Origin of the sequence: Corallococcus exiguus, assembly GCF_009909105.1 — a bacterium.
GTDB classification, from domain to species: domain Bacteria; phylum Myxococcota; class Myxococcia; order Myxococcales; family Myxococcaceae; genus Corallococcus; species Corallococcus exiguus.
Genome location: NZ_JAAAPK010000002.1, coordinates 450,599 through 471,874 on the forward strand (window position 1 = coordinate 450,599; position 21,276 = coordinate 471,874).

A 21,276-nucleotide genomic window follows, 5' to 3' on the forward strand; every position below is an offset into this window, starting at 1 on the left:
GTGCGCCCGCTCCCGCTCCTCAGCCGTGCCGCCGTGATGTGCCTCGCGCTGGCCGCCGGAGGTTCGGGGGCCGCGCCCGCGAGGAAGGCCCCGGCCCCGCACGTCGACCGCGAGGCGATGCGCGAGGCCATGGATTCGAGCGACCGTGACGACGAGCCGTCCGCGTCGTCCGCCAGCTACGCGCACTACCTCCAGGCGCGGCTGATGCACCTGGAGGGCAACCACCGGGCCTCGGTGGACGAGCTGCGGCTGGCGCTCGCCACCGACGACGGCAACCCGACCCTCCTCACCCAGCTGGGCGAGGAGTACGCGCGCCTGGGTGACCTGGAGCGCGCCGAGCGCGAACTTCGCCGGGCCGTGGAGAAGGCCCCCACGCACTACGCCGCCCACGTGCTCCTGGGCCGGGTGTTGCTGGAGTCCGGCCGCACGGCGCGCGCGAAGCAGCACCTGCGCCGCGCGGTGGCCCTGCGTCCCCGCGAGCCTGAGGCGTACCTCGTCCTGTCGCAGCTGTACCTGGACGCGAAGGCCCCCGACGATGCGGTGAAGGTGGTGGAGTCGCTGGCCCACGCGCTGCCGGGAGAGGCCTCCGGCTACCGGCGGCTGGGGCTCGTCCTGGCCGAGCGCGGCGACGCGGCCCGCGCCGAGCGCCTGCTCGCGAAGGCCTCCGAGCGCGACCCGGGTGACGTGGAGGTGTGGTCCACGCTGGCCCGTCTCTACGAGGACTCCGGCCGTCCGAAGGAGGCGGAGGACGCGCTGGCCCGCGCGCTGGAGGCGGATCCGGACAGCCGCGAGGTGCTGCTGTCCGCGGGCCGTGCCGCGCTGAAGGGCGGGTCGGCGACCCGGGCGCGGGCTTACTTCGACCGGTTGCTGTCGCTCTCCGCGTCGCCGGAGTTGGCCGTGCGGGTGGCCTTCAGCTACCTGGCCTCCGGAGAGCCCGCCGCCGCGAAGGAGGTGCTGGACGCCGCGCGCAAGGACGCGCCGGACGAGCCCCGCCTCGCGTACTACGCCGGCCTGGTCGCGGAGCGCACCCGCCGCTTCTCCGTCGCCGCCGCGGACTTCGCGAGCGTGCCCCCGGACTCGGAGGTGTTCCCCGACGCCCGCGTGCGCCAGGCCCGCTGTCTGTCGCTGGTGGGAGACCACCCGCGCGCGCTGGTGCTCTACCGCATGGCCATGTCGGAAGCGCCCGACGACGTGGAGGTACACGTCGGCTACGCCCGGGCGCTGGAGCGCAGCGGGGACGCGACGCGAGCGGAAGGCGTGCTGCGCGAGGCGCTGGCGGGGGAGGGCGGGGCGCTGGCGTACGACGCGCTGGCCACCCTGCTGGAGCGCCAGGGCCGGGCTCCGGACGCGCTCGCGCTCTTGAGGGACGCTGTCGCGAAGACGCCGAGGAACCAGGACCTGCAGTTCGCCCTGGCCACCCTGCTGGAGCGCCAGGGCGACGTGGCCGGAGCGCTGTCGCGCATGCGGGGGGTGCTCGCGTTGAAGCCGGACCATTCCGCCGCGCTGAACTTCATGGGTTACGTGATGGCGCAGCGGGGCCGGGACCTGGACGAGGCGGAGCGGTTGGTGCGCCGCGCGCTGGCGCTCCGGCCGGACAACGGGGCCTACGTGGACTCGCTGGGGTGGGTCCTCTTCCAGCGCGGCGACGCGAAGAAGGCCGTGGAGGTCCTGGAGCGCGCGGTGGAGCTGGCCCCGGACGACCCCGCCATCCTGGAGCACCTGGGGGACGCGTACCTCAAGGCGGGCCGCGCCCCGGAGGCCGTCCGGACCTGGAAGCGCGCGCTGGAGGTGCTGACGCTGGAGCCGGAGGCCGCCGAGCCCGCGGACCAGCGCACCACCCTGGAGCGCAAGTTGAAGGCGCTACCCTCGACCGCGCCGGGCCGCTAAGGTCCCGGGCTCATGGCCCGCCACGACGAAGGCTTCTTCACCGGGAAGGACAACACCCGGCTGTTCTGGACGCTCGACCTGCCGGACGCGCCCCCGCGCGCGCACGTCGCCATCGTCCATGGCTACGGCGACCACATCGGCCGCTACCGGCCCGTCATCGACGCGCTGGTGCAGGACGGCTTCGCCGTGCACGGCTTCGACTACCGGGGCCACGGCCGCGCGGACGGACGGCGCGCCTACGCCGCGAAGTGGACCGAGTTCCTCGACGACCTGGACGGCTTCTGGCAGCGCGTGCGCAAGGCCGCGGGCAACGAGAAGATCTTCCTGCTCGCCCACAGCCACGGCGGCCTGATGGCCGCGCACGCCCTGACCGGGAGACTGGAAGGCCTCTCCGGCGCCATCCTCTCCGCGCCCTACCTCAAGCTGGCCATCAGCCCGCCGGCCGCGAAGGTGCTCGCCGCGCGCATGGTGGGCACCTTGGTGCCGTGGATGAAGGTCCCCTCGGGCCTGGCCCCGGAGATGCTCAGCACCGACCCGGACATCCAGAAGGCAGTCGGGGCGGACCCGCTCTACGTTCCCTTCGCCACGCCCCGCTGGTTCGTGGAGTCCACGGCCGCCCAGGCGCAGACGCTCGGGCTGGCGCCGAAGATTCAAGTGCCGCTGTTCGTGCTGTGCGGCCAGGAGGACGGGGTGGCGCTGCCAGCGGCGGCGCGGGCCTTCTTCGAGGCGGCGGGGACGGCGGACAAGAAGTTCAAGGAGTACCCCGGCATGCGGCACGAGCCGCTCAACGAGCGGGACCGCGCGACGGTGTTCCAGGACATCTCCGGCTGGATCTCCGCGCATCTCTGACATAATCAGGTCGCCCCGCTCCCGACGGAGCAGGCGCTGGCGAGGATCACCTCATGGCACAGGGTGAAACGGGCATCATTGGCAAGGGCATCGTCATCAGGGGCAACCTCACGGGCGGAGGGGACCTGGTCATCGAAGGACGCGTGGAGGGGCAGATCGCCCTGAAGAACCACCTCACCATCGAAGGCACCGGGAAGGTGCAGGCGGACATCCGCGCCGAGGAACTGACCATCAACGGCGAGGCGAGCGGCAACATCGACGCCTCCACGCGCGTGGCCATCAACGCCTCGGCGAAGGTGGCCGGCGACATCAAGGCCCCACGGGTCGTCATCGAGGATGGTGCCGTGTTCAACGGCTCCATCGAGATGGACGTGAAGTTGCCGGACGACATCTAGCATCCACCGGGGACCGACCCACGGCCCCCCAGGCGCACAGCTTCGAGAAGGCGGACAACACTCATGGCGAATACGATCATTGGCTCGAGCATCGTCATCGATGGGGAGATTTCCGGGGACGAGGACCTGGTCATCCAGGGCACCGTGAAGGGGAAGATCTCCCTCAAGGAGAGCCTCTACGTGGAGGGCTCGGGCGTCGTCGAGGCGGACATCGAGACGCAGAACGTGGAGATCGCCGGCCGCGTGACGGGCAACATCGCCGCCACCGACAAGGTCGAGCTGAAGACGGACTGCCGCGTGGTGGGCGACATCAAGGCCCCGCGCATCCTCATCGCCGACGGTGCCTCCTTCAAGGGCAACGTCGACATGGACATGAAGGAGCGCTGATCCGTGGCGACCGCGAAGGATCTTGCAGGCAACTCCGTCGACAACACCGTGGTGGGGCCTTCCATCCTCATCAGCGGTCGGCTCACGGGTGACGAGGACCTCACGGTCCGCGGGCGCGTGGAGGGTGAGCTCACCCTCAGCCGCACCCTCATCGTGGAGCCGTCCGGCGTGGTGAAGGCCAACGTGGCGGTGAGGAACGCCATCGTCAGCGGCGTGGTGGTGGGCAACATCAACGCCACGGAGAGCGTGGAGCTCACCCGCGAAGGCCGCATGGTGGGCGACATCCGCGCCCCCCGCGTCATCATCGTGGACGGGGCCAGCTTCCGCGGCCGCGTGGACATGGGAGACGTGGAACCGGGCCGGCTGCCGTCCGAACGCCCCGCCGTGGCCCGTCCGCAGGCGGTGACGCGTCCCACGGTGCGTCCGGGCGCCACCCCGCCGCGTCCTCCGACGCCGCCGGCCGCTCCGCCTCGCGCCGCCCCGACGCCGCCCCCGCCTCCCGCGCGCACGCAGCCCGCGTCGGCGCCGGCCACCGTCGTGGCCCGTCCGTCGGCCAAGCCGCTGCCGCCGCCCCCGCCTCCCGCCGCGACCACGACCCGGGCTCCGGAGCCTCCGCGTCCGGCAGTCACTGAGCAGGCGAGCAGTGCCGGCGCGCCCCTTACCCGCGTGATGGGTGCTGGCGCGAAGAAGAAGGTCGTGGTGAAGAAGTCCCGTTAGAGCCCGCCCGCCGCGCCGTCGTTTCCGGCGGCGCGGGGGTGGAACAACCGGGGGTGCCACCATGGACGCCGAGCACAGGGCCGAGGGACAGGAAGGGATGCCGGGCACACCTGGAGAGAATTCGATGCCGTCCCAGCAGGAGGGAGCGGCTGACGCGTCCGCGCCGAAGCATGGCGAGGGCGCGAGTGGAGACGTGACGCCGGAAGGTGCCCCCCAGGCCGAAGCGGGTGGGGCGCAGACCGACCTGCCTGGAGAGGGTGGGCAGGCCACCGCGAGCGCGACCGAGGCCAGCACGGCCGCCGGAGCCTCCAGTGAGCCGGAGACACGCACCGAGGGCGGCGAGTCGCCGGGCCGCACCGGGGAAGAGACTCCCGCCGGGGACGCCGCGACGTCGGGTGGAGCATCCGCCCAGGGCGGCGAACCGGAAGGCTCCGGGGCGACCGTGCAGGGCGAGAGCACCAGCACCCCGGCGGACGCGGAGGCCTCTTCGGGCCCCGGCCGCTACGTGGAGCTGTCCTCGGGCGAGAGCGTCCAGGACGCCTCCGGCACGGGCAGCGACGGTGGCGGGGAGGCGAAGGACGTGGTGACGGAGCCGAGCTCCGGTCCGGTGTCGGGCGCGGATGACGCGCTGCTGAGCGCCGGCATCTGGGACGTGGCGAGCCGTGCGAGCCAGGAGGACGCGGGCTCCATGGGCTCCGGAGACGGTTCGGAACACAGCGCCAACGACGGCGCGGCGACTTCGGATGGGGAGCCCCACGCGCAGGCCATCGAGCCGCGCGTGATGGGACAGGTGACGGCGATGGTGCTGCCGCTGGAGCGACTGGAGGAGGACACCACCTTCCGCCTGCGGGACGAGGGCGACGTGTCCGAGCTGGCGACGGACCTGGCTCGACTGGGCCAGCTGTTCCCGGTGGACGTGCGCCCGCGCGGCGAGGAGCGCTACCAGCTCATCTGCGGCTTCCGGCGCGTGGCGGCGCTGCGCTTCCTCAAGCGCGACCAGGTCCAGGTGCGCGTGCACGAGGAGCTGTCCGACGAGGACGCGCTCCTGTTGTCCCTGGCGGAGGCCATCCACGCCTCGCCGGTGGAGCACGACGTGCTGGAGGCCAAGCGCGAGTCGCTGGAGGCCGAAGGCCGGCTGACGGCGCCGGTGCGCGACATGCTGGAGAAGGCGCTCGCCACCGAGGAGACGCTGGCTCCGGAGGGCGTCGAGGAGGAGATCGACGCGGACGAACTGGCGGCGGACGTCGCGCAGCGCATGGGCGTCCTCAATCAGGAACTGTCGCTGCTCGCGGACGTGTTCGCCGCGCTGGACGAATCGCGCAGGGCGGAGTTGCTGATGCAGCTGCGCTACTCGGCGCAGCTGGTGGCGTACCTGGAGGGTCTGTAGGCCATGGCGGAAACGCTCGAACGCGACCGCGCCCGGCTCCTGGAGGTGCTCACGCAGCGCTCCTTCGAGCGCAGGCGCGTGGTGCTCTCCTCCGGCAAGGAGTCGGACTTCTACATCGACTGCAAGCGCACGGCGCTGCTCGCCGAGGGCCACTACCTCATCGGCCGGCTGCTCCTGGAGGCCATCCGGCGCGACGCTCCGTCGGCGGTGGCCGCGGGCGGGCTGACGCTGGGCGCGGATCCGCTCGCGTCCGCGGTGAGCCTGACCAGCTTCCTGGAGGGCGGCGGCCAGAAGCCCCTGCACGCGTTCATCGTGCGCAAGGAGCCCAAGGGCCACGGCACCGGCCAGTGGATTGAAGGCCTGTCCGCGCTGAGCCCCGGCGCTCCGGTGGCCATCGTGGAGGACGTGGTGACGACGGGCGCGTCCACGATCAAGGCGATTGAGCGCGCGAAGCTGGAGGGCCTGACGGTGCTGGGCGCCTTCGCGCTGGTGGACAGGCTGGAGGGCGGACGCGAGGCCGTGGAGTCCGCCGGCCACCGCCTCACCACGCTGTTCACGCGCAAGGACTTCATCCCGTGAGAAGGCTGCTGTTGGCCGCGGTGCTGCTGGGCGTGCTGGGCGGCTGCTCCACCTCGCCCCCCATCGTCGGTGAGCCCGCGCCCACGCTGGATGACCCGAAGCAGGAGTCCGCCTACATGGCGGTGTTGGACCGGTACTCGGACCGCAAGGAGATCTACGACGGCTTCGACACGCGCGTCTTCGCGGGGGCCACGTTCCAGACGCCTGCGTTCCGCGAGGCCCGCATCCACCGCCGCGCCATCTTCCAGACGCTGCCCGCGGCGAAGGTGGAGCAGCTGCTGTCGGAGGAACTGGCCGACGCGGCGAAGTTCCACGAGTTCTTCCTGGCGGTGCACGTCAACGACTACCGCTACGACGACTTCGCCCACCGCAACAGCATCTGGCGGATCGCGCTGGTGACGCCTGGGGGCGAAATCACGCCCATGGAGATCCGCCGCCTGGGCCGGGCGGACCTCAACGTGCGCGCCTACTACCCCTACGCCAGCCTCTTCTGGGTGGGCTACCGCGTGCGCTTCCCCAAGACCTTCACCGACGGCCAGCCCGTCATCCCCGAGGGCACCGAGCAGGTGATGCTCCGCGTCGCCTCATCGCTGGGGAACGCGGAGCTGAAGGTCCACGCGCGCTGAACGCGGCGGGACGGCCTTCAGGTCTGCTGGCCGTCCTTCAGCCACTTCGACGTGAGCGGCATCGTGGGCCCCGCGAGCAGGCGGTCCAGGAGCGCGTCCGGCGAGGCATTCACCGCGAAGGGCACGCCCTGCGTCTCCGGGACGAAGCCCGCCTCCACCATCTGCTTCGCCATCGCGAGCAGCGGCTGGAAGAAGCCGTCCACGTCCAGCAGGCCCATGGGCTTCCGGTGCAGGCCCAGCTGCGCCCAGGTGACGATTTCGAAGAGCTCGTCCAGCGTGCCGAAGCCGCCGGGCAGGGCGACGAAGGCGTCCGAGCGCTCGGCCATCATCGCCTTGCGCGAGTGCATGGAGTCCACCCGGTGCAACTCCGTCAGCCGCGGGTGGGCCAGCTCCTTCGCGTCCATGAAGTGGGGGAGCACGCCCACGGTCTTGCCGCCGTTGGCGATGACCGCGTCCGCCACCGCGCCCATCAACCCCACGCTGGCGCCGCCGTAGACGAGCGTCAGCCCCCGCTTCGCCAGCGCGGCCCCCATCCTGGAAGCGGCCTCGCGGTACTCGGCGCGCACGCCGGAGCGCGAGCCACAGAAGACGCAGACGCTGCGCACGGTGGGTTCAGCCATCGTCAAAAGCCTCCAAGGCGCCCGGGATGGGCGGCGACCACGGCCAGCGCCGCGGCGATGAACAGCAGGACGGGGATGGCGCGCGCGTAGACCTTCGGGCCCATGCGCAGCGCCATGCCGCACGGCAGGCCGAAGACGAAGCCGCCCAGGTGCCCCGCCCAGCTCACCCCGGGCAGCAGGCTGATGACCGCCACCTGCACGAGCCAGAACATGTGATCCCTGCGGCCCTGCTGGTTGAGGATGGGCAGCATCGCGCCGCCCCAGCCGAGGATCATTCCGGACGCGCCCACCGTCACGATGTCGAAGTTGAAGAAGAGCGCGAACGCGGAGCCGCCCAGCGCGGTGACGAGCGACAGGCCCAGGAACCTCAGGCTTCCAATGCCGCGCTCCAGCGACGCGCCCAGCGAATAGACGGCGAGCATGTTGAAGAGCAGGTGCATCGCGCCGCCGTGCTCGAACACCATGCCCAGCAGGCGCCAGTACTCGCCCGCCTGGACCCACGGCCCGTAGAGCGCCAGCGGCCCCACGATGCCGTAGTTCGTCCCGTCGATGATCAGCGGCCGGCCCAGGGACCGACTGAGGACGAACATCCCCACCGCGCCCGCGATGATGGCGAAGCTGACGTAGGGCGTGGGCAGCGCGGGCCGGGGCTGCTGGGGGCCCGGGGGCGGTCCGTCCCCGCCCTGTCCACGTGGCGCGGGGGCCTGCTCATCTCCCAGCCCGGAGGGGCCGGGGAGGTCATCCAGCATGCGGCGCGGACGGGACATGGGTTCTCACAGCTCCCGTGAAAGGACGGTGTCGCGCGTGCCCTGGTGCTCGTCCGTGTGGGGGTAGTCCAGGGTGTAGTGCAGGCCCCGGCTCTCCTTGCGGCGGCTGGCGCAGTCCACGATGAGGTGCGCCACCTCCGCGATGTTGCGCAGCTCGATGACGTCGCGGGTGACCTTGAAGCGCCAGTAGTAGTCGCGGATCTCCTCGCGCAAGAGCTCCAGCCGCCGCCGCGCGCGCATCAGCCGCTTGTCCGTGCGGACGATGCCCACGTAGTTCCACATCAGCCGGCGGATCTCATCCCAGTTGTGGGTGACGACCACGCTCTCGTCGGAGTCCACCGCGCTGCCGGAGTCCCAGGCCGGCGGGTCCTCCTTCGGCAGCGTCAGCGAGGACAGCTCCTCCGAGGCCAACTGCACCGCGCGGTGGCCGTACACCAGGCCCTCCAGCAGCGAGTTGGAGGCGAGCCGGTTCGCGCCGTGCAGGCCCGTGCAGGACACCTCGCCGATGGCGTAGAGGCCCGGGATGTTGGTGCGCCCATGCAGGTCCGTCACCACGCCGCCGCACTGGTAGTGGGCCGCGGGCACCACGGGGATGGGCTGCACCGCCATGTCGATGTTGAAGGCCTTGCAGGTGGCGTAGATGTTGGGGAAGCGCTCGGTGAGGTACGCGCGGCCCAGGTGCGTCATGTCCAGGTAGACGCAGTCATTGCCCGTGCGCTTGAGCTCCGCGTCGATGGCGCGCGCCACCACGTCGCGTGGGGCCAGGTCCCGCATGGGGTGGTAGCGGTCCATGAACGTCTGGCCGCCCTTGAGCCGCAGCTTGCCGCCCTCGCCGCGCAGCGCTTCGCTGATGAGGAAGCTCTTGGCCTCCGGGTGGAAGAGGCACGTGGGGTGGAACTGGTAGAACTCCATGTTCGCCACGCGCGCGCCCGCGCGGTACGCCATGGCCACACCGTCGCCCGTCGCGACGTCCGGGTTGGACGTGTAGAGGTACACCTTGCCCGCGCCGCCCGTGGCCAGCACCGTCACCTTGGAGAGGAAGCGCTCGATGGAGCCATCCTCCATCAGCGCGTACGTGCCCAGGCACCGGCTGCCGGCCGGGGTGTGCGGACGCCGGTCCAGGATGAGGTCGATGGCGGCCGTGTTCTGGAAGAAGGTGATGTTGGGCTGCGCGTCGCACGCGGCCAGCAGCGCGCGCTGCACCTCGCGGCCGGTGATGTCGCCCGCGTGGATGATCCGGCGGGCGGAGTGGCCACCTTCGCGCGTGAGGTCGAACTCGCCGCCGCGCTGGTCGAACGCAGCGCCCAGTGCCACCAGCTCCTTGAGGCGCGCGGGGCCCTCCCGCACCGTCACCTCCACCGCGTCGCGGTGACACAGGCCCGCGCCCGCCACGAGCGTGTCCTCGATGTGCGAATCGAAGGTGTCCGTGGGGGAAAGCACGCCAGCGATGCCCCCCTGGGCGTAGGCGGTGTTGCCTTCGCCGCGCTCGCGCTTGGTGAGGACGGCGACCGTGCCGTGCCGTGCCGCCTGGAGGGCGAACGACAGTCCGGCCACGCCGCCGCCCATGACCAGGAAATCGAACCGATGGGGCATGGCCAACAGCCTTAATGGCGGTAAGTGCTGGAAACAAGGCGTTTTCTTGAGGACTTTCCGGGCGTTGTCTAAGGTTTCGCACCGCCGCCATGCGTGTCCTGCCCGCCCTCGTCGTCCTGTTGACCGCCGCCCTGCCGGCCGCTGCCTCGGACGGCATCTACAGCTACGTGGAGAAGGACGGCACCATCGTCTACACGAACGTGCCGCCTGGAGGCGCGCGCAAGGCCCGCAAGCTGTCGGGGACCTTCACGCCCGCGCCGGCCAAGTCCGCTCCCGTGCGGGGCCGTTCGCGGACGCCCACGGAGTTGGATCCGCACATCACCAACGCGGCGCTGCGCTACCGCATCCCGCCGGCGCTGGTGCGCGCCATCATGCACACGGAGAGCAACTTCAACCCGAACGCGCTCAGCCACAAGGGCGCCAGCGGGCTGATGCAGCTCATGCCGGGCACCGCGTCGGACATGTACGTGAAGGACATCTTCGACTCGAAGGACAACATCGAGGGCGGCGTGCGCTACCTGCGCGTGCTGGCCAACATGTTCGACGGCGACATGGTGAAGATGGTCGCCGCGTACAACGCTGGGCCGGACGCGGTGAAGAAGTACGGAGGCCAGGTGCCGCCGTACGCCGAGACGCAGGATTACGTGCGCAAGGTCCTCCAGCTCTACCAACACTACAAGGAGCGCGAGCGGCTCGCCCAGGCCGAGGCCAGCAGCCGTGAGCCCACACCCGAGAATGACGACGCGCACGAAGGGGACGAAGCCGCCGGGCCCCGATGACGAGGAGTTCCTGCAGCAGCTCCATCGCGGGAGCGAGCTGCTGGGCGCCGGCAAGGTCACCGAAGCGAAGGACTTCCTGGAGCGTGCGCACCAGCTCCAGCCTCGCCACGAGAAGGCCCAGAACCTCCTGGGCCTGACGTATTTCAAGCTGGGCCTCTTCGACCGCGCCGCCGACCTGTACGAGATGCTCGTGCGGGACAACCCGGTGGACCCGACGCTGCGCGTGAACCTGGGGCTCGTCTACCTGAAGACGAACGCGCTCCAGCGCGCGGCGCGCGAGTTCGAGACCGCCACCGACCTGGCCCCGGACCACAAGAAGGCCCACAACTACCTGGGTCTGACCTTCGCCCAGATGGGCGAGTACGGCCGCGCGCGCGAGCACTTCCTCCTCTCCGGCAGCGACGCCATGGCGGAGAAGATGTCGCGCGCCATCGCGGGGGAGGTCTACAGCCGTCCTCCCGCCGCCCCCATGCCGGCCCGTCCGCGCCAGGAGGAGGAGGAGGAGGAGACCGCCGCGCCGCCTGCGTCCGCCTCCGGCGAGAGTGACTGGGGGGCCCAGTTCGGTCTGGATGAGGCGCCGCGCAGTCCTCGCGCCGCCGCCGCGCCGCCGCCCCAGGTCGCCGCGAAGCCTCCGGACGACGACATGCGCTTCGCGGAGGACGAGGGCCCTCCCGCTCCCACGGATGACCACGCCTTCACCTCGGGAGCCGCGACCCAGGTCCAGGAGGACGAGGACCCCAGCCTGGCCGCGGGCGAGAGCCTCTTTGACGAAGACGCGGAGCTCGCCGCCACCACGGACGCGGACACCTCCGGTGACGACGTCGAGGTCGCCGACGAGCTGCCCCCCACGCCGGTGTCGGAGGAGATCGAGGTCTCCGAGGAGCCGCCCGTCCTCGCGTCCGACCTGGAGTCGGAGCCCGGCGACGCCTTCGCGGAGACCTTCGCCGCGCTGGCCACGAGCGAGCCGCCCCCGGCGACCCGGCCTGCCGAGCCGATCCAGCTGACCCGGTCCATCGGGTCGCTCCAGGTGACCCACTCCGCCGAGCCGCCTTCGTCGCCTGAGGCCGGAACGGGCGCGAGTCCGCCGGTGCTCACCGCGTGGGTGCCCTCGGTGGCGCTGCCGGGCGCGGTGGAGGGCCAGCCCTTCACCCAAGGTGCGTCCGCGATGGCGCTCGCGGTGGAGGGCGAGCTGCTCACGCGCCTGGAGGGGCTGATCGCCGTGCGCGGGCAGGTCACCTTCGAGCCGGAGATGAAGCGCTTCCGGGGCCGGGCCACGGACAAGCCCTTTGGCGAGGGCGACCAGTCCATGGTGCGCGCCCGGGGGCAGGGGACGCTGCACCTGGAGCCCGTGTCCGGGCGGCAGTGGGTGGCCGTCTCCCTGGACGACGAGTCCGTCTACCTGCGCGACGCGTGCGTCTTCGCCTTCGAGGAGCCCGTCGTCTTCGAGAACGGCCGCGTGCCGTCGGACCTGGCCCAGGACCTGGACCTGGTGCACCTGCGCGGGCAGGGGCGGGTGCTGCTCAGCCTGACGGGCCCGCTGCGCTCGGTGCCGGTGGCCATGGACCAGCCGGTGACGGTGCCCCTCACGCACCTGGTGGGCTGGGTGGGCAACCTCACGCCCCGCGTGGTGCCGCTCGTGACATCCGCTGCCGGGGAGACACTGAAGGCGGCGGTGGAGCTGGGCGGTGAAGGATTTGCCCTCATCGCACTCGGGGTCCGGTAGAACGCGCGCTCATGGCCACCGAGCGAGCCCTCAGGAAGCAGCGCAAGCGCGAGGAGCGGGCCCGCCGCCGCGCGTCCCGCCGTCCCAGCATCCTGGTGCAGGAGTTCTGGAACCTGCCCAACATGCTGACGCTGGGGCGCATCCTCCTCATCCCCGTGTTCGTCTGGCTCACCTACGACGCGGACCCCCTGCACTCGCTGCTGGCCGGCCTGGTGTTCGCCGTGGCCGCCATCACCGACGTGATTGACGGCTACCTGGCGCGCCGCTGGAACCTCATCACCGTCGTCGGCAAGTTCATGGATCCGCTGGCGGACAAGCTCATCGCCATGGCCGCCCTGGTGATGATGGTGCGCCTGGGTCGCATCGCCGCCTGGGTCGTCATCGTGCTGCTGGCCCGCGAGTTCATCGTCACCGGCCTGCGCACCATCGCCGCCAGTGAAGGCATGGTCATCGCCGCGGGGCAGGAGGGGAAGTGGAAGACCTCCCTCCAGCTGGTGGGGATCATCTCCCTGTGCGTCCACTACGTGCACCCGCTCGACATGGGCTTCCGCGTCGTCACCGTGGACTACAACCAGGTGGGCAAGGTGCTGGTGTACCTGTCGGGTGCGTTCTCCGTGTGGAGCGCGGTCGTCTACTTCCGCGCGTTCCTCAACATGCTCGCCCGCCGGGGCAGCACGGATCCGGATGCGAAAAGTGTTTGACGTGTCCGGGAGGCCTCTGTATATCGCACCCCACCTCCGGCGCTGCACCGACCGGCGGGTGGCAAGCAACACAGCGTTACCTGATGCGGGAATAGCTCAGCGGTAGAGCATCGCCTTGCCAAGGCGAGGGTCGAGGGTTCAAATCCCTTTTCCCGCTCCAAACGAAGCACGCAGCACTGCAGTCCCTGATGCGGGAATAGCTCAGCGGTAGAGCATCGCCTTGCCAAGGCGAGGGTCGAGGGTTCAAATCCCTTTTCCCGCTCCAAACGAAGCACGCAGCACTGCAGTCCCTGATGCGGGAATAGCTCAGCGGTAGAGCATCGCCTTGCCAAGGCGAGGGTCGAGGGTTCAAATCCCTTTTCCCGCTCCAATCAAAGGCCCTCTGGGAAACCAGGGGGCCTTTTTCTTTTCCCCACCGGCCTTCCACGAAGGGGCGTGAGGGCGGCCGGGCGGGCTTCCATCGCCTCGTGCGTCCGGTTGGCGCCCTCCGGCCGCGGCTAGGGCCACATCTGGAACGGGCCCTTGATGGCGCAGACCGTCACGCGGGTGGCGGTGTTCTCGCCTTCGGCTCGGTGCTGCACCGAGACGCCGGAGTTGGACGCGGCGGTGAGCCATGCGGCCGCGGGGTACGCACTCAAGGGCGTGATGTCCGCGGAAGAGAAGGTCTCAGAGGCCTGCCACGTCGTGGTGCCTGGCACGTTCGTGCAGAACATGCTCGCGGACCTGGTGCCCACCTTGGCGGACGACTGGTTGAAGACGGGGCCATTGCAGAACAAGGCCTGGAACTCCACCCACACCCTGGCCACGTACGTGGCGACGACCGAAACCGTCACGACGATGTCCTGCCCGTTCGACGCGGGGGCGATCGTGGCGGTGACGTCGCCGAACTGCACCAGCTGCACCGTCACGTCGAACGTCTTTTGCGTGACCGTGCCGTCCACCCAGGTCGCCTTCAGGACGTAGGGCGAAGCCAGGGTGGCGGGTGGGGGCAGGTCGATGCCAGGGATGCCGGTGTCGGGGAGATCCCTGGCACCTGGCGTTATCGGGAGCCGTGCCTTGACCGTCGGCCCCGCCAGGCTGAAGTCGACGCCTGCGCCCTGCACGGACACGGACTGCACGTGCGCGACGTCCACATTCAGGAACGTGGTCGGATGGTGGACATCGACGCTCGCCGGCGACGCCGAGAAATCGATGATGTTGAGCGGGATGAAGCCCGGTATCGCACTGTCGAGCTCGTGCACCGAGGAATGGAGCTCGTGCGTCGCGGCGTTCGCGTTCGCGAAAGCGTACGCCACGAGATGGGTGCCGCCATGGGAGAGCACCAGCGAAGCCGAACCGTTGCCTGGCTCATGTCTCGTGCGGACACCGTTGACCTCGATGTAGATGCCATCGGCATCGCGAGTCCGCCACGTCACCGTGGTCGGCGTCGCGTAGTCGAGCTCGACCGGGTCGCATGTGAACTCCAGCATCTCGGGCAGGGTCACCTGGATGGGAATCTGGAGCGTGCGCGTCGCCGAGGCCTGCGTCGTAGGGTCGGTGTAGGTCGCGTAGACCGTGAAGGTGGTGTTCCCCATGAGGGGCGGCGAGGTCCACGGACCTGCTTCGACCCGAACAGGGCTGCCGTTGTCGGTGGCGACGCTGTAGAGGGCGTCGGCGGATCCCGCCCAGGTGAGCGTGACCCCCTCTCCGACCCGGACCTTCACCCGGTCCGCGGCCAGATTGGAGAAGAAGAACTGGCTCGGGAACTTGACCGCATCCCAGGACCTGCCGCCGGTCGGCTGCTCGGGGACCTCCGAGCCTCGACCCGCGGCAGCCCACTCCTTGAGCACGATCTTCGCGGTGCCAACCACGACGTTCACGGGAATCTTGGCGATCGTGATGCGCAGTGATTGGTCGGATATTTCGACGGGACCGCCGTCGGGTGTGAAGACGAACCAGCCGTTGGTCAGGGCCGGGGTCCACGTGTCCGTGCCAGTCGACGTGAGGGTCGCGCAATCCCTGGTCAACGGCGACGCGCTCAGGTTCCATGCCTCGGGCTTTGAACTGTCGACCGGCACATGGATCGCGATCTTCCCGACCTGGATGACCTGTCGCGGCGGCGCGTTGACGGCGAACGTCAACGACGCCAGCGTCGGGGTCGCCGGGTCCGTGCTGACGTGAATCGTCGCTGGATCCACTTCCAGACCATACGTCAACAGCGGCGGTGGCAGCGTGGGGTCACCTGGCATCGAAACCTCTCCTATTGCGAATCGTCGGTCAGTGAGATGCCGCTCAGTTGCAGCTGTCCTTCCCGCAGGGTCGGTGCGGTCGTCACCACCGGCGCCGACGCGTCCGTCGGCGCGAGCGGACGCTGCTGCCATTGCTGCCGCGAGTCCTGCTCGAGCCATTGCCAGCGGCCCCGGCGTTCGGCGGGCTTCGGCAACTGCAGGCCCGACACGGGAACCGTGGCCCCATCGGGCAGCACGGATTGCTCGTGGACCAGGGCCGGACCGACCCGGAACGTCGCGGACATGCCCGCGAGCGCGGCATCCACCCAGCCACGAGGCAACGCGAGTTCCTTGACCGGCAGGATCCCGCATTGCGCGTGAACGCTCCCCCGTGGATCGATCAGCATCATAAGTGACGCTGGCGTCCCTGCGCCCTTGGCCGCGAACGACAGCTTCACGGAGGTGTCCGGGCCCATCTGCTTCAGGTAGCCGGCGGGCTCCGGCTCGCCGTTCCCCGACGCAGGGACGTGGATGGCATTGAAGGTCGTGTAGACGCCCTTGTCGAAGTACCCGACGAGGCCGTCCTCCTGATAGCCGAGATCACCCAGGCGTACCGGAAAGCGGTAGCCCAGCAGGGCCGGGTCCGGCGGTGTCTTCTCGAAGGTGTATGGCCAGTCGAGATCGCGCACGACCTCGGTCTCCAGCTCCAGTGAGAGCCGCGTCTCCACCAGGGCCAGCGGCCGGCCGAGGAGCACCGAGAGGTACGCGTCACCGCGCGCGCCCATTGGATCGATGGACCAGAGCGTTTCGTCCACGCCCCTGAGGAACTCCGCCAGCACGGCTCCGCCACGCTGCTTCAACGTGACCAGGACCTGGATGAAGTCATCCTGCGTCTGCTCGGGGTCTGCGGGCAGTACCGGCAACGGAGAGCCCGGTGCCGGCAGCCACTCCGCGCGGCTGGAGTCCATCGCCGCCCGCAGCTCGCCATAGGCGATGCCTTCCGCCGAGTACGCGGTCAGCGCTCCGTCCAGGTGATTGGGCAGGAGCCAGCCGACGATGGCCGTGGCGCGGTCGCCGCACACCAGCTCCATGTTCAGCCTGGCGGGCTGCAGCAGTCGCGGCGGCAACTGGGCGAAGCGCGACGAACCGTCGAGTGGCACCGCGGGCGTGAGCCCGTCCGACAGCACGGGCGCGAACACCTGCACGTCGACCTGGCCCGGCAGCGGATACGCGAACCGAGGCAGCGCATCCGCTGTCGACGACGGCACGACGACGTCGCACGCCTGGCCGAAGGCGTCGATCAGCGTGAGCTGCTGGAGTGCAAGCTGGCCGGCCCGCATGCCCTCGAAGCTCGACGGCGGCGGAAACGTGTCCTCATCCGGATCGGACCGTTGTGGATTCGGCGGATGCCGGGCCTCGTCGCCCACGAGCGCGCCAATCGTCTCCGGACTGTCTTGCAGGGGCTGGTTGACCGAATGGGCGGTGGCCATCGCGGAGCGGCCCTCGAGCTGGGCCTGAAGCCCGCTGAGCCGCTGGGACATCAGCTGCCACGAGTCGAGACCGTCGAACAGGTTGTCGAGCGCCCGCAGCGACGCCGTCGCCGGGCTGTCCGGGTAGTCGCTGACGAACTGCGCGATGCGTGTCCGGAGCTCGGTGGCTGGCCGAGAGGTGAGGATCGACCGTCCGGTGTACGTCCGCGACTGCCGCGTCGTCGGCTTCGGGTTGACGAGTTGGTAGTCGAGACCGTCGAAGGCCCAGTTCGACGTCTTGCCGTCATCCTGCATCAGCGGGATGGGGACCCATTGCACCTCCCAGTCCAGGTACATCGGCCGCCACGGTTGCCTCCACGGGAAGGGCGGTGACAGGGCCGGGGCGACACCGGCGCCCATGACCGTTGGCGGCGGTGGCGCGTCCGAGACGGACGGTCGTGCCTGGCCCATCGCCTTCGCGGCCCACCCGAGGTTGCCGGGATCGAGCAGGAGGAACTCGGCGAAGAGGGCGGGCGCCATGGCGGGAAGGTTCGTCCACGGCGGCGCGGTGACCGCCGCCAGCAGCGACGCGGCGTCCGCGGCGAACGTCCCGCCGGTGGCCGCGCTTCCGGCGACGGCCTGGGTGACGACCTCGGAGGGCCAGCGGCACGGCAGGAGCTCGGGCGCGGGCATCTCCGTGGGCCCGGTGTTCGACAGCACCACGACCGGGTCGACCGCCGACCAGAAGCGCGGGTTCGCGCTCGCCTTGAGGACTCGCGACGCGGGCAGCTTGCCGGCGGCGAACGCCGCGATCGCGTCCACGCTCGACTTCGTCGAGGTGGCATCCGGCACGAGCGGACTGAGCGCGGCGATCCGGTCCAGCTGCTCCTTCACGCTTCGGGCGAGGCCCTGGATGGCCGGAGCGAACTGAACCGGCGTCGTCCCCCAGGGATCCGACAATCCGTCGGACTGATCATCGAGCGTCTTCTTGAAGGCCATGTCGAACAGCTGCTGCTGGAGATGGCGCAGCGTCCGCGTGGCCTCGTCGAGCTGCGTCTGCGTCTCGTTCAGGCCCTGGAGCCAGGCTGCCTCCGCGGCCCGTGCTTCCGCGCTCTGCCGCACGCGCGCCGCGCCATCGGGCGTCGACTCGGCGTCGACGATCGTCCACGTGGTGCCCCCCGGCGTGGACGCGAACCAGCGGCTGCGAATCGTCTGTTCGACCATCGCCTCCGCGCCGGGGTGTTGCAGCATCGGCAGCACACCGTACTGGAATGCCTCCAGCAGGTCGGCCGCCGCGTCCGCGGTCAGGCCCTGCGGGGGCGTCGTCATCGCCGATATCGCGGCACGCGCGAACGCGACCATGCCGTCGATGCTGGTGTTGCCGAGGGCGACGGTCGGCCGGAGCGTGTCCTGTCGCGAGACAGGCGGCGCCGTGCCCGGCCATGGAACGCCGAACACGGCGCCGTGATACAGCGACGCGCAGGTGCTCGGTCCAGTCTTGTCCGTCATCGCGCTGACGCTCCACTTGAGCGCCTTCAGCGCGGCGAGGAAGTCCGGCCGCCCGTCATCTGGCGCCGTGGCGCGAACGTCGTCCCTGGTGAGAGGCGGAACCGCGCGTCCCGGCGTCAGGATGTCCCACGCAGGCTGTGAGTACCAACCGGTGACGAAGTAGCTGAGGGTGCCATCGGCCATGGCGTCCTTCGACAGCGGGTCGAAGATCGAGAACACGTCCGCGTTGAACGGCTGGTGCGTCGCGAACGCCGGGTTGCTCTCGGCCACCGCTGTCAGGAAGTAATCCTCCTGTGGGGCGGGCTCCTGCCACGGCGTCGCCGCATCCAGGTGGATGCGACGGCCAATCGACGTGGGCATCCTGGTGACGGGATGGATGTACGGCGACGTGCCCTCCGGGCCAAGGAAGTCGCTTTCGACGATCCACGCGGTGATGGCTGGAGGTGCCGCCGGGTCGGCTGTCTTCGCGCGGAACGCACGCACGACCAGCCAGCGATTGGGCACCTTGCGGAAATCGATCGACTTCCCGTCGTGGGTGCCGTGTCGCAAGCCTTTCGGCAGCGTCCACATCACGTAGGCGCCGTGGTTGACGTAGTGCTGCTGGGAGTCCATTCGGCTGGCGAAGGTGCCTCCGGCATCGTCGCCCAGCGGAGGCGGCGAGGGATCCTCGCCGGGTGCCAGGTTCGAGTAGCGCATGCCCGCGCGCACGAAGCGCATGCCAGGGTTGTTGACGACCATCGCCTGGACGTCGGTGGGCACGAGCAGCGGCCCGGGGGCGTTCATGGCCGCTCCGGTGCGGGAACAACCTGCGGTGGGCGCAGCGCGAACACGATCTCCTCCGGTCCCTTGACCATCTGCAACGCGAACTGAGCCGGCCCCACGGTGACGGGGTACCCTATCGCGCTCAGCGCCTGTTCGAGCCTGTTCACCAGATCATCGCCGTGCGACGCGCGGAGGTTGAGGACGCGCCGGCCGCCGGACCGCAGCGTCGGCGTGTCGACGCCGGGGTGCTGCGGGTCATAGATCGACACCGGCTTGTCCTGGTGCTCCTTCGCGACCCCGTCAACGACCCCTCGCGGCTGGATCTGACCTTCGTCGTCCACCCCGAACTCCAGTCCTTCGCAGGGCTCCGAGAGGATGACGGTGTCCGGGATGCCATTGAACACCGCGATGAGCACATCGGGCGCCAGATGATCGAGCCGGAGCAGCGGAACCTCCGTGCCGGCCGCCATGCCCTTGACGCCAACGCCGGGCCAGCCGACGACGAGCGACGAGCGCACGAGCAGGCCGGTCGTGGTGTCGGCGAATGCCGTCGGCGCGGGCCGCCGCAGTCGCGTGGCCCTCGCGGCCAGGGCGGAAGCATGGGCCATCCGCTCGAGCTCGGTGGTGAGCGCCCCCTGCAGGGCCGACTCGTGGCTCGTGCTGAGACCGATGGAGAGCGCGCCGTCGATCATCGCGTCGATCCAGCGGGTATCGACGAAGAAGAAGCGGATGGACTCCGGTGGCAACATGCGGAAGTCCGGCACGAGGTGCGCGAAGGGCACGCCGACGAGCAGGCGGCGGTCACCCAGCCAGGCCGAGACCGTCGGAGCATCGGGATCGTCGCTGAGATTCGCCGCGATCGTCGCGAGCGCGTCGGGCCGCGCCAGCATCGCCTGCATGGCGTTGGCCGGCGATCCGCTCGAAGGCGCGCGCCGTCGCGGTGCCGGTGGCGCGGCCCCGCCCGGAACGCTCCCGAACCCGTCGAGCGCGGTCGACGCGAACAACGTGGCCAGCGGTGAGTGCGCGTGCGCGCTCGGGGCGACTGGCGTGGACGTGTCCTGGTGCACCATGCGGCTGACGGTGTTGCGTGCGCGCTGACGCATCCGCGACAGGGCCACGGCGAAGGTCTCGCTGGACAGCGCCAGGCCGCGGCCGCACTGCCAGGCGGCTGACAGGCTGTGATCGAAAACGCCGCGGGTCGGATCGAAGATGGCGCCGGCGGAGGCGCTCGGCATCGGTGCGCGGGCGCCGGCGGCCGGGAGGTTCGGCACGAGCGGTCCCCGATACCAGGCGAACGCGTCTTCTCCCGTCGGGGCGTGGTAGCCGAGCGCGACATAGCCGTCGGACAGCCGCTGCCGCGCGGTCATGACGGCGGCATCGGCGCCGTCGCTGGCGGGCGGCACCGGCAGCCGGAGCGTGAGCGCGGCGGGATCGCGCCGCGTGGCGCCAGCGAAGGCGAGGTTCCTGGCCAGCCCGCTGAACCGTTGGGATGGGTCGGGCAGGCACGAGAACGTCCAACTGCAGAGCGAGACCATCTTCACCCGCGATTCTCGCGGTTGGACGGGGGTGTCGCCGCTCAACAGATCTCCGAAGCCCTCCAGCGACACGAGGTGGACGATGGCCTTCGCGCCTCGCGTCGGCGTACCGGGCCGCGGAAAGCGGTTGGCCACGACGACGGAGAACCAGTCGTGATCGAGCAGGTCCAGCAGCTTCTTGTTGCTGACGTCGACCTGTCGCGAGTGCGCCAGGTACGGCAGCTCACGCGCCGTTGGCACGATGGCGGCGAACGTCGCGTTCGACATCGTGATCACCCGGCAGGCGAGCACCTGTTCTTCATCGGTGGCGGTCAGCACGGGGATTCGCGTGTCGGCTGAGCCCATCTGAAGGAGCGCGCCGACGGTGGTCGTGCTGGCGTAGTTGGCGGTCTCCGCCGCCGTGGCATCGCCTGGGGGACCCTCGGCCACGAGCTCGCCTTCGTCGAAGACGAGCAAGGCCACCCAGGGGACCGTCCTGTCGAACGAGGAGACAAGGCGCTCCCACGGCAGCAGTCGCTTGCCGAGGACGAGGTGCGGCAACACCTCCGCGTACTGGCTGGTCGAGCCCTTGGGCGGGAATCGGGCGTGGAGGTCCGCCGGATCCAGGGTGAAGCGCGGTCCGTCCACGATGAGGGTCTGCGACACCGACTCAATCGCCGTGTCGGGCGCGTCCAGCGTGTGGTCGATCTTCAGGGTGTACTGACCGGCCTGGACCCCTGGCAGGTATGCGTCCACGAACAACATCTGCCCGAGCGGGGTATCGAACGGATCGCTCATGTCGCGG

17 protein-coding genes and 3 tRNA genes are annotated in these 21,276 nt (G+C 70.2%); 14 read left to right on the plus strand and 6 right to left on the minus strand.

Annotated elements, in window-relative coordinates; all coding sequences use genetic code 11:
- From GTZ93_RS08350 to GTZ93_RS08385, 8 genes are all read left to right on the plus strand, one after another.
- A complete protein-coding gene (locus GTZ93_RS08350; RefSeq protein WP_315967317.1) occupies positions 1-1,887 on the plus strand; it encodes a tetratricopeptide repeat protein in 1,887 nt (628 codons plus the stop codon).
- A 12-nt stretch (positions 1,888-1,899) separates the two neighbouring features.
- Complete coding sequence (locus GTZ93_RS08355; protein WP_120598237.1) at positions 1,900-2,736, plus strand: alpha/beta hydrolase; 837 nt, start codon at positions 1,900-1,902, stop codon at positions 2,734-2,736.
- A 53-nt stretch (positions 2,737-2,789) separates the two neighbouring features.
- Positions 2,790-3,131 (plus strand): bactofilin BacN, encoded by a 342-nt coding sequence (gene bacN / locus GTZ93_RS08360; RefSeq protein ID WP_120537550.1) that lies wholly within the window; start codon positions 2,790-2,792, stop codon positions 3,129-3,131.
- Positions 3,132-3,194: 63 nt separating this feature from the next.
- Positions 3,195-3,518 (plus strand): bactofilin family protein, encoded by a 324-nt coding sequence (locus GTZ93_RS08365; protein ID WP_014397641.1) that lies wholly within the window; start codon positions 3,195-3,197, stop codon positions 3,516-3,518.
- A 3-nt stretch (positions 3,519-3,521) separates the two neighbouring features.
- On the plus strand, positions 3,522-4,235 hold the full coding sequence (locus tag GTZ93_RS08370) for a bactofilin family protein (RefSeq protein ID WP_161662725.1): 714 nt from the start codon (positions 3,522-3,524) through the stop codon (positions 4,233-4,235).
- Positions 4,236-4,359: 124 nt separating this feature from the next.
- Positions 4,360-5,622, plus strand: a complete 1,263-nt coding sequence (locus GTZ93_RS08375; protein WP_139923790.1) for a ParB/RepB/Spo0J family partition protein — start codon at positions 4,360-4,362, stop codon at positions 5,620-5,622.
- 3 nt (positions 5,623-5,625) lie between these two features.
- The gene (gene pyrE / locus GTZ93_RS08380; protein WP_120581549.1) at positions 5,626-6,201 is read left to right on the plus strand and encodes an orotate phosphoribosyltransferase; all 576 of its coding nucleotides are present in this window, start codon (positions 5,626-5,628) and stop codon (positions 6,199-6,201) included.
- Entirely contained in the window at positions 6,198-6,827 is a 630-nt protein-coding gene (locus GTZ93_RS08385) for a hypothetical protein (protein ID WP_139923792.1), read from the plus strand. The genes pyrE and GTZ93_RS08385 overlap by 4 nt, the downstream gene beginning before the upstream one ends.
- Positions 6,828-6,844: 17 nt before the next feature.
- Here the strand turns inward: GTZ93_RS08385 and GTZ93_RS08390 are convergent, their stop codons facing one another.
- Genes GTZ93_RS08390 through nadB form a run of 3 tightly spaced genes read right to left on the minus strand, consistent with a single transcriptional unit; the run spans position 6,845 to position 9,807 of the window.
- Positions 6,845-7,447, minus strand: a complete 603-nt coding sequence (locus GTZ93_RS08390; protein WP_120581551.1) for an LOG family protein — start codon at positions 7,445-7,447, stop codon at positions 6,845-6,847.
- A 2-nt stretch (positions 7,448-7,449) separates the two neighbouring features.
- A complete protein-coding gene (locus GTZ93_RS08395) occupies positions 7,450-8,214 on the minus strand; it encodes a rhomboid family intramembrane serine protease (RefSeq protein WP_186820045.1) in 765 nt (254 codons plus the stop codon).
- A gap of 6 nt (positions 8,215-8,220) precedes the next feature.
- Positions 8,221-9,807, minus strand: coding sequence for an L-aspartate oxidase (nadB, locus tag GTZ93_RS08400; RefSeq protein ID WP_139917812.1), 1,587 nt, complete (start codon positions 9,805-9,807; stop codon positions 8,221-8,223).
- Positions 9,808-9,896: 89 nt separating this feature from the next.
- Between nadB and GTZ93_RS08405 the strand changes: the two genes are divergently transcribed.
- The 6 genes from GTZ93_RS08405 to GTZ93_RS08430 all read left to right on the plus strand — a co-directional run bounded on the left by GTZ93_RS08405 (position 9,897) and on the right by GTZ93_RS08430 (position 13,380).
- Positions 9,897-10,586 (plus strand): transglycosylase SLT domain-containing protein, encoded by a 690-nt coding sequence (locus GTZ93_RS08405; RefSeq protein ID WP_139917811.1) that lies wholly within the window; start codon positions 9,897-9,899, stop codon positions 10,584-10,586.
- Positions 10,543-12,309 carry a tetratricopeptide repeat protein gene (locus GTZ93_RS08410; RefSeq protein ID WP_139917809.1) on the plus strand — a complete coding sequence of 589 codons (1,767 nt, stop codon included), beginning with the start codon at positions 10,543-10,545 and terminating at the stop codon, positions 12,307-12,309. Before GTZ93_RS08405 ends, GTZ93_RS08410 begins: the two co-directional genes overlap by 44 nt.
- An 11-nt stretch (positions 12,310-12,320) precedes the next feature.
- Positions 12,321-13,010 (plus strand): CDP-diacylglycerol--glycerol-3-phosphate 3-phosphatidyltransferase, encoded by a 690-nt coding sequence (pgsA, locus tag GTZ93_RS08415; protein ID WP_139917807.1) that lies wholly within the window; start codon positions 12,321-12,323, stop codon positions 13,008-13,010.
- A gap of 85 nt (positions 13,011-13,095) precedes the next feature.
- Positions 13,096-13,170: transfer RNA gene (locus GTZ93_RS08420), tRNA-Gly, on the plus strand.
- Between the two features lie 30 nt (positions 13,171-13,200).
- A tRNA-Gly gene (locus GTZ93_RS08425) sits at positions 13,201-13,275 on the plus strand.
- A gap of 30 nt (positions 13,276-13,305) precedes the next feature.
- A tRNA-Gly gene (locus GTZ93_RS08430) sits at positions 13,306-13,380 on the plus strand.
- Positions 13,381-13,507: 127 nt separating this feature from the next.
- Here the strand turns inward: GTZ93_RS08430 and GTZ93_RS08435 are convergent.
- Genes GTZ93_RS08435 through GTZ93_RS08445 form a run of 3 tightly spaced genes read right to left on the minus strand, consistent with a single transcriptional unit; the run spans position 13,508 to position 21,269 of the window.
- Positions 13,508-15,238, minus strand: coding sequence for a hypothetical protein (locus tag GTZ93_RS08435; protein ID WP_139917805.1), 1,731 nt, complete (start codon positions 15,236-15,238; stop codon positions 13,508-13,510).
- Positions 15,239-15,249: 11 nt separating this feature from the next.
- Positions 15,250-18,954: a hypothetical protein gene (locus GTZ93_RS08440; protein WP_161662726.1), complete on the minus strand. Its 3,705-nt coding sequence runs from the start codon at positions 18,952-18,954 to the stop codon at positions 15,250-15,252.
- Between the two features lie 20 nt (positions 18,955-18,974).
- The gene (locus tag GTZ93_RS08445; RefSeq protein ID WP_139917801.1) at positions 18,975-21,269 is read right to left on the minus strand and encodes a hypothetical protein; all 2,295 of its coding nucleotides are present in this window, start codon (positions 21,267-21,269) and stop codon (positions 18,975-18,977) included.
- Positions 21,270-21,276 lie beyond the last annotated feature (7 nt).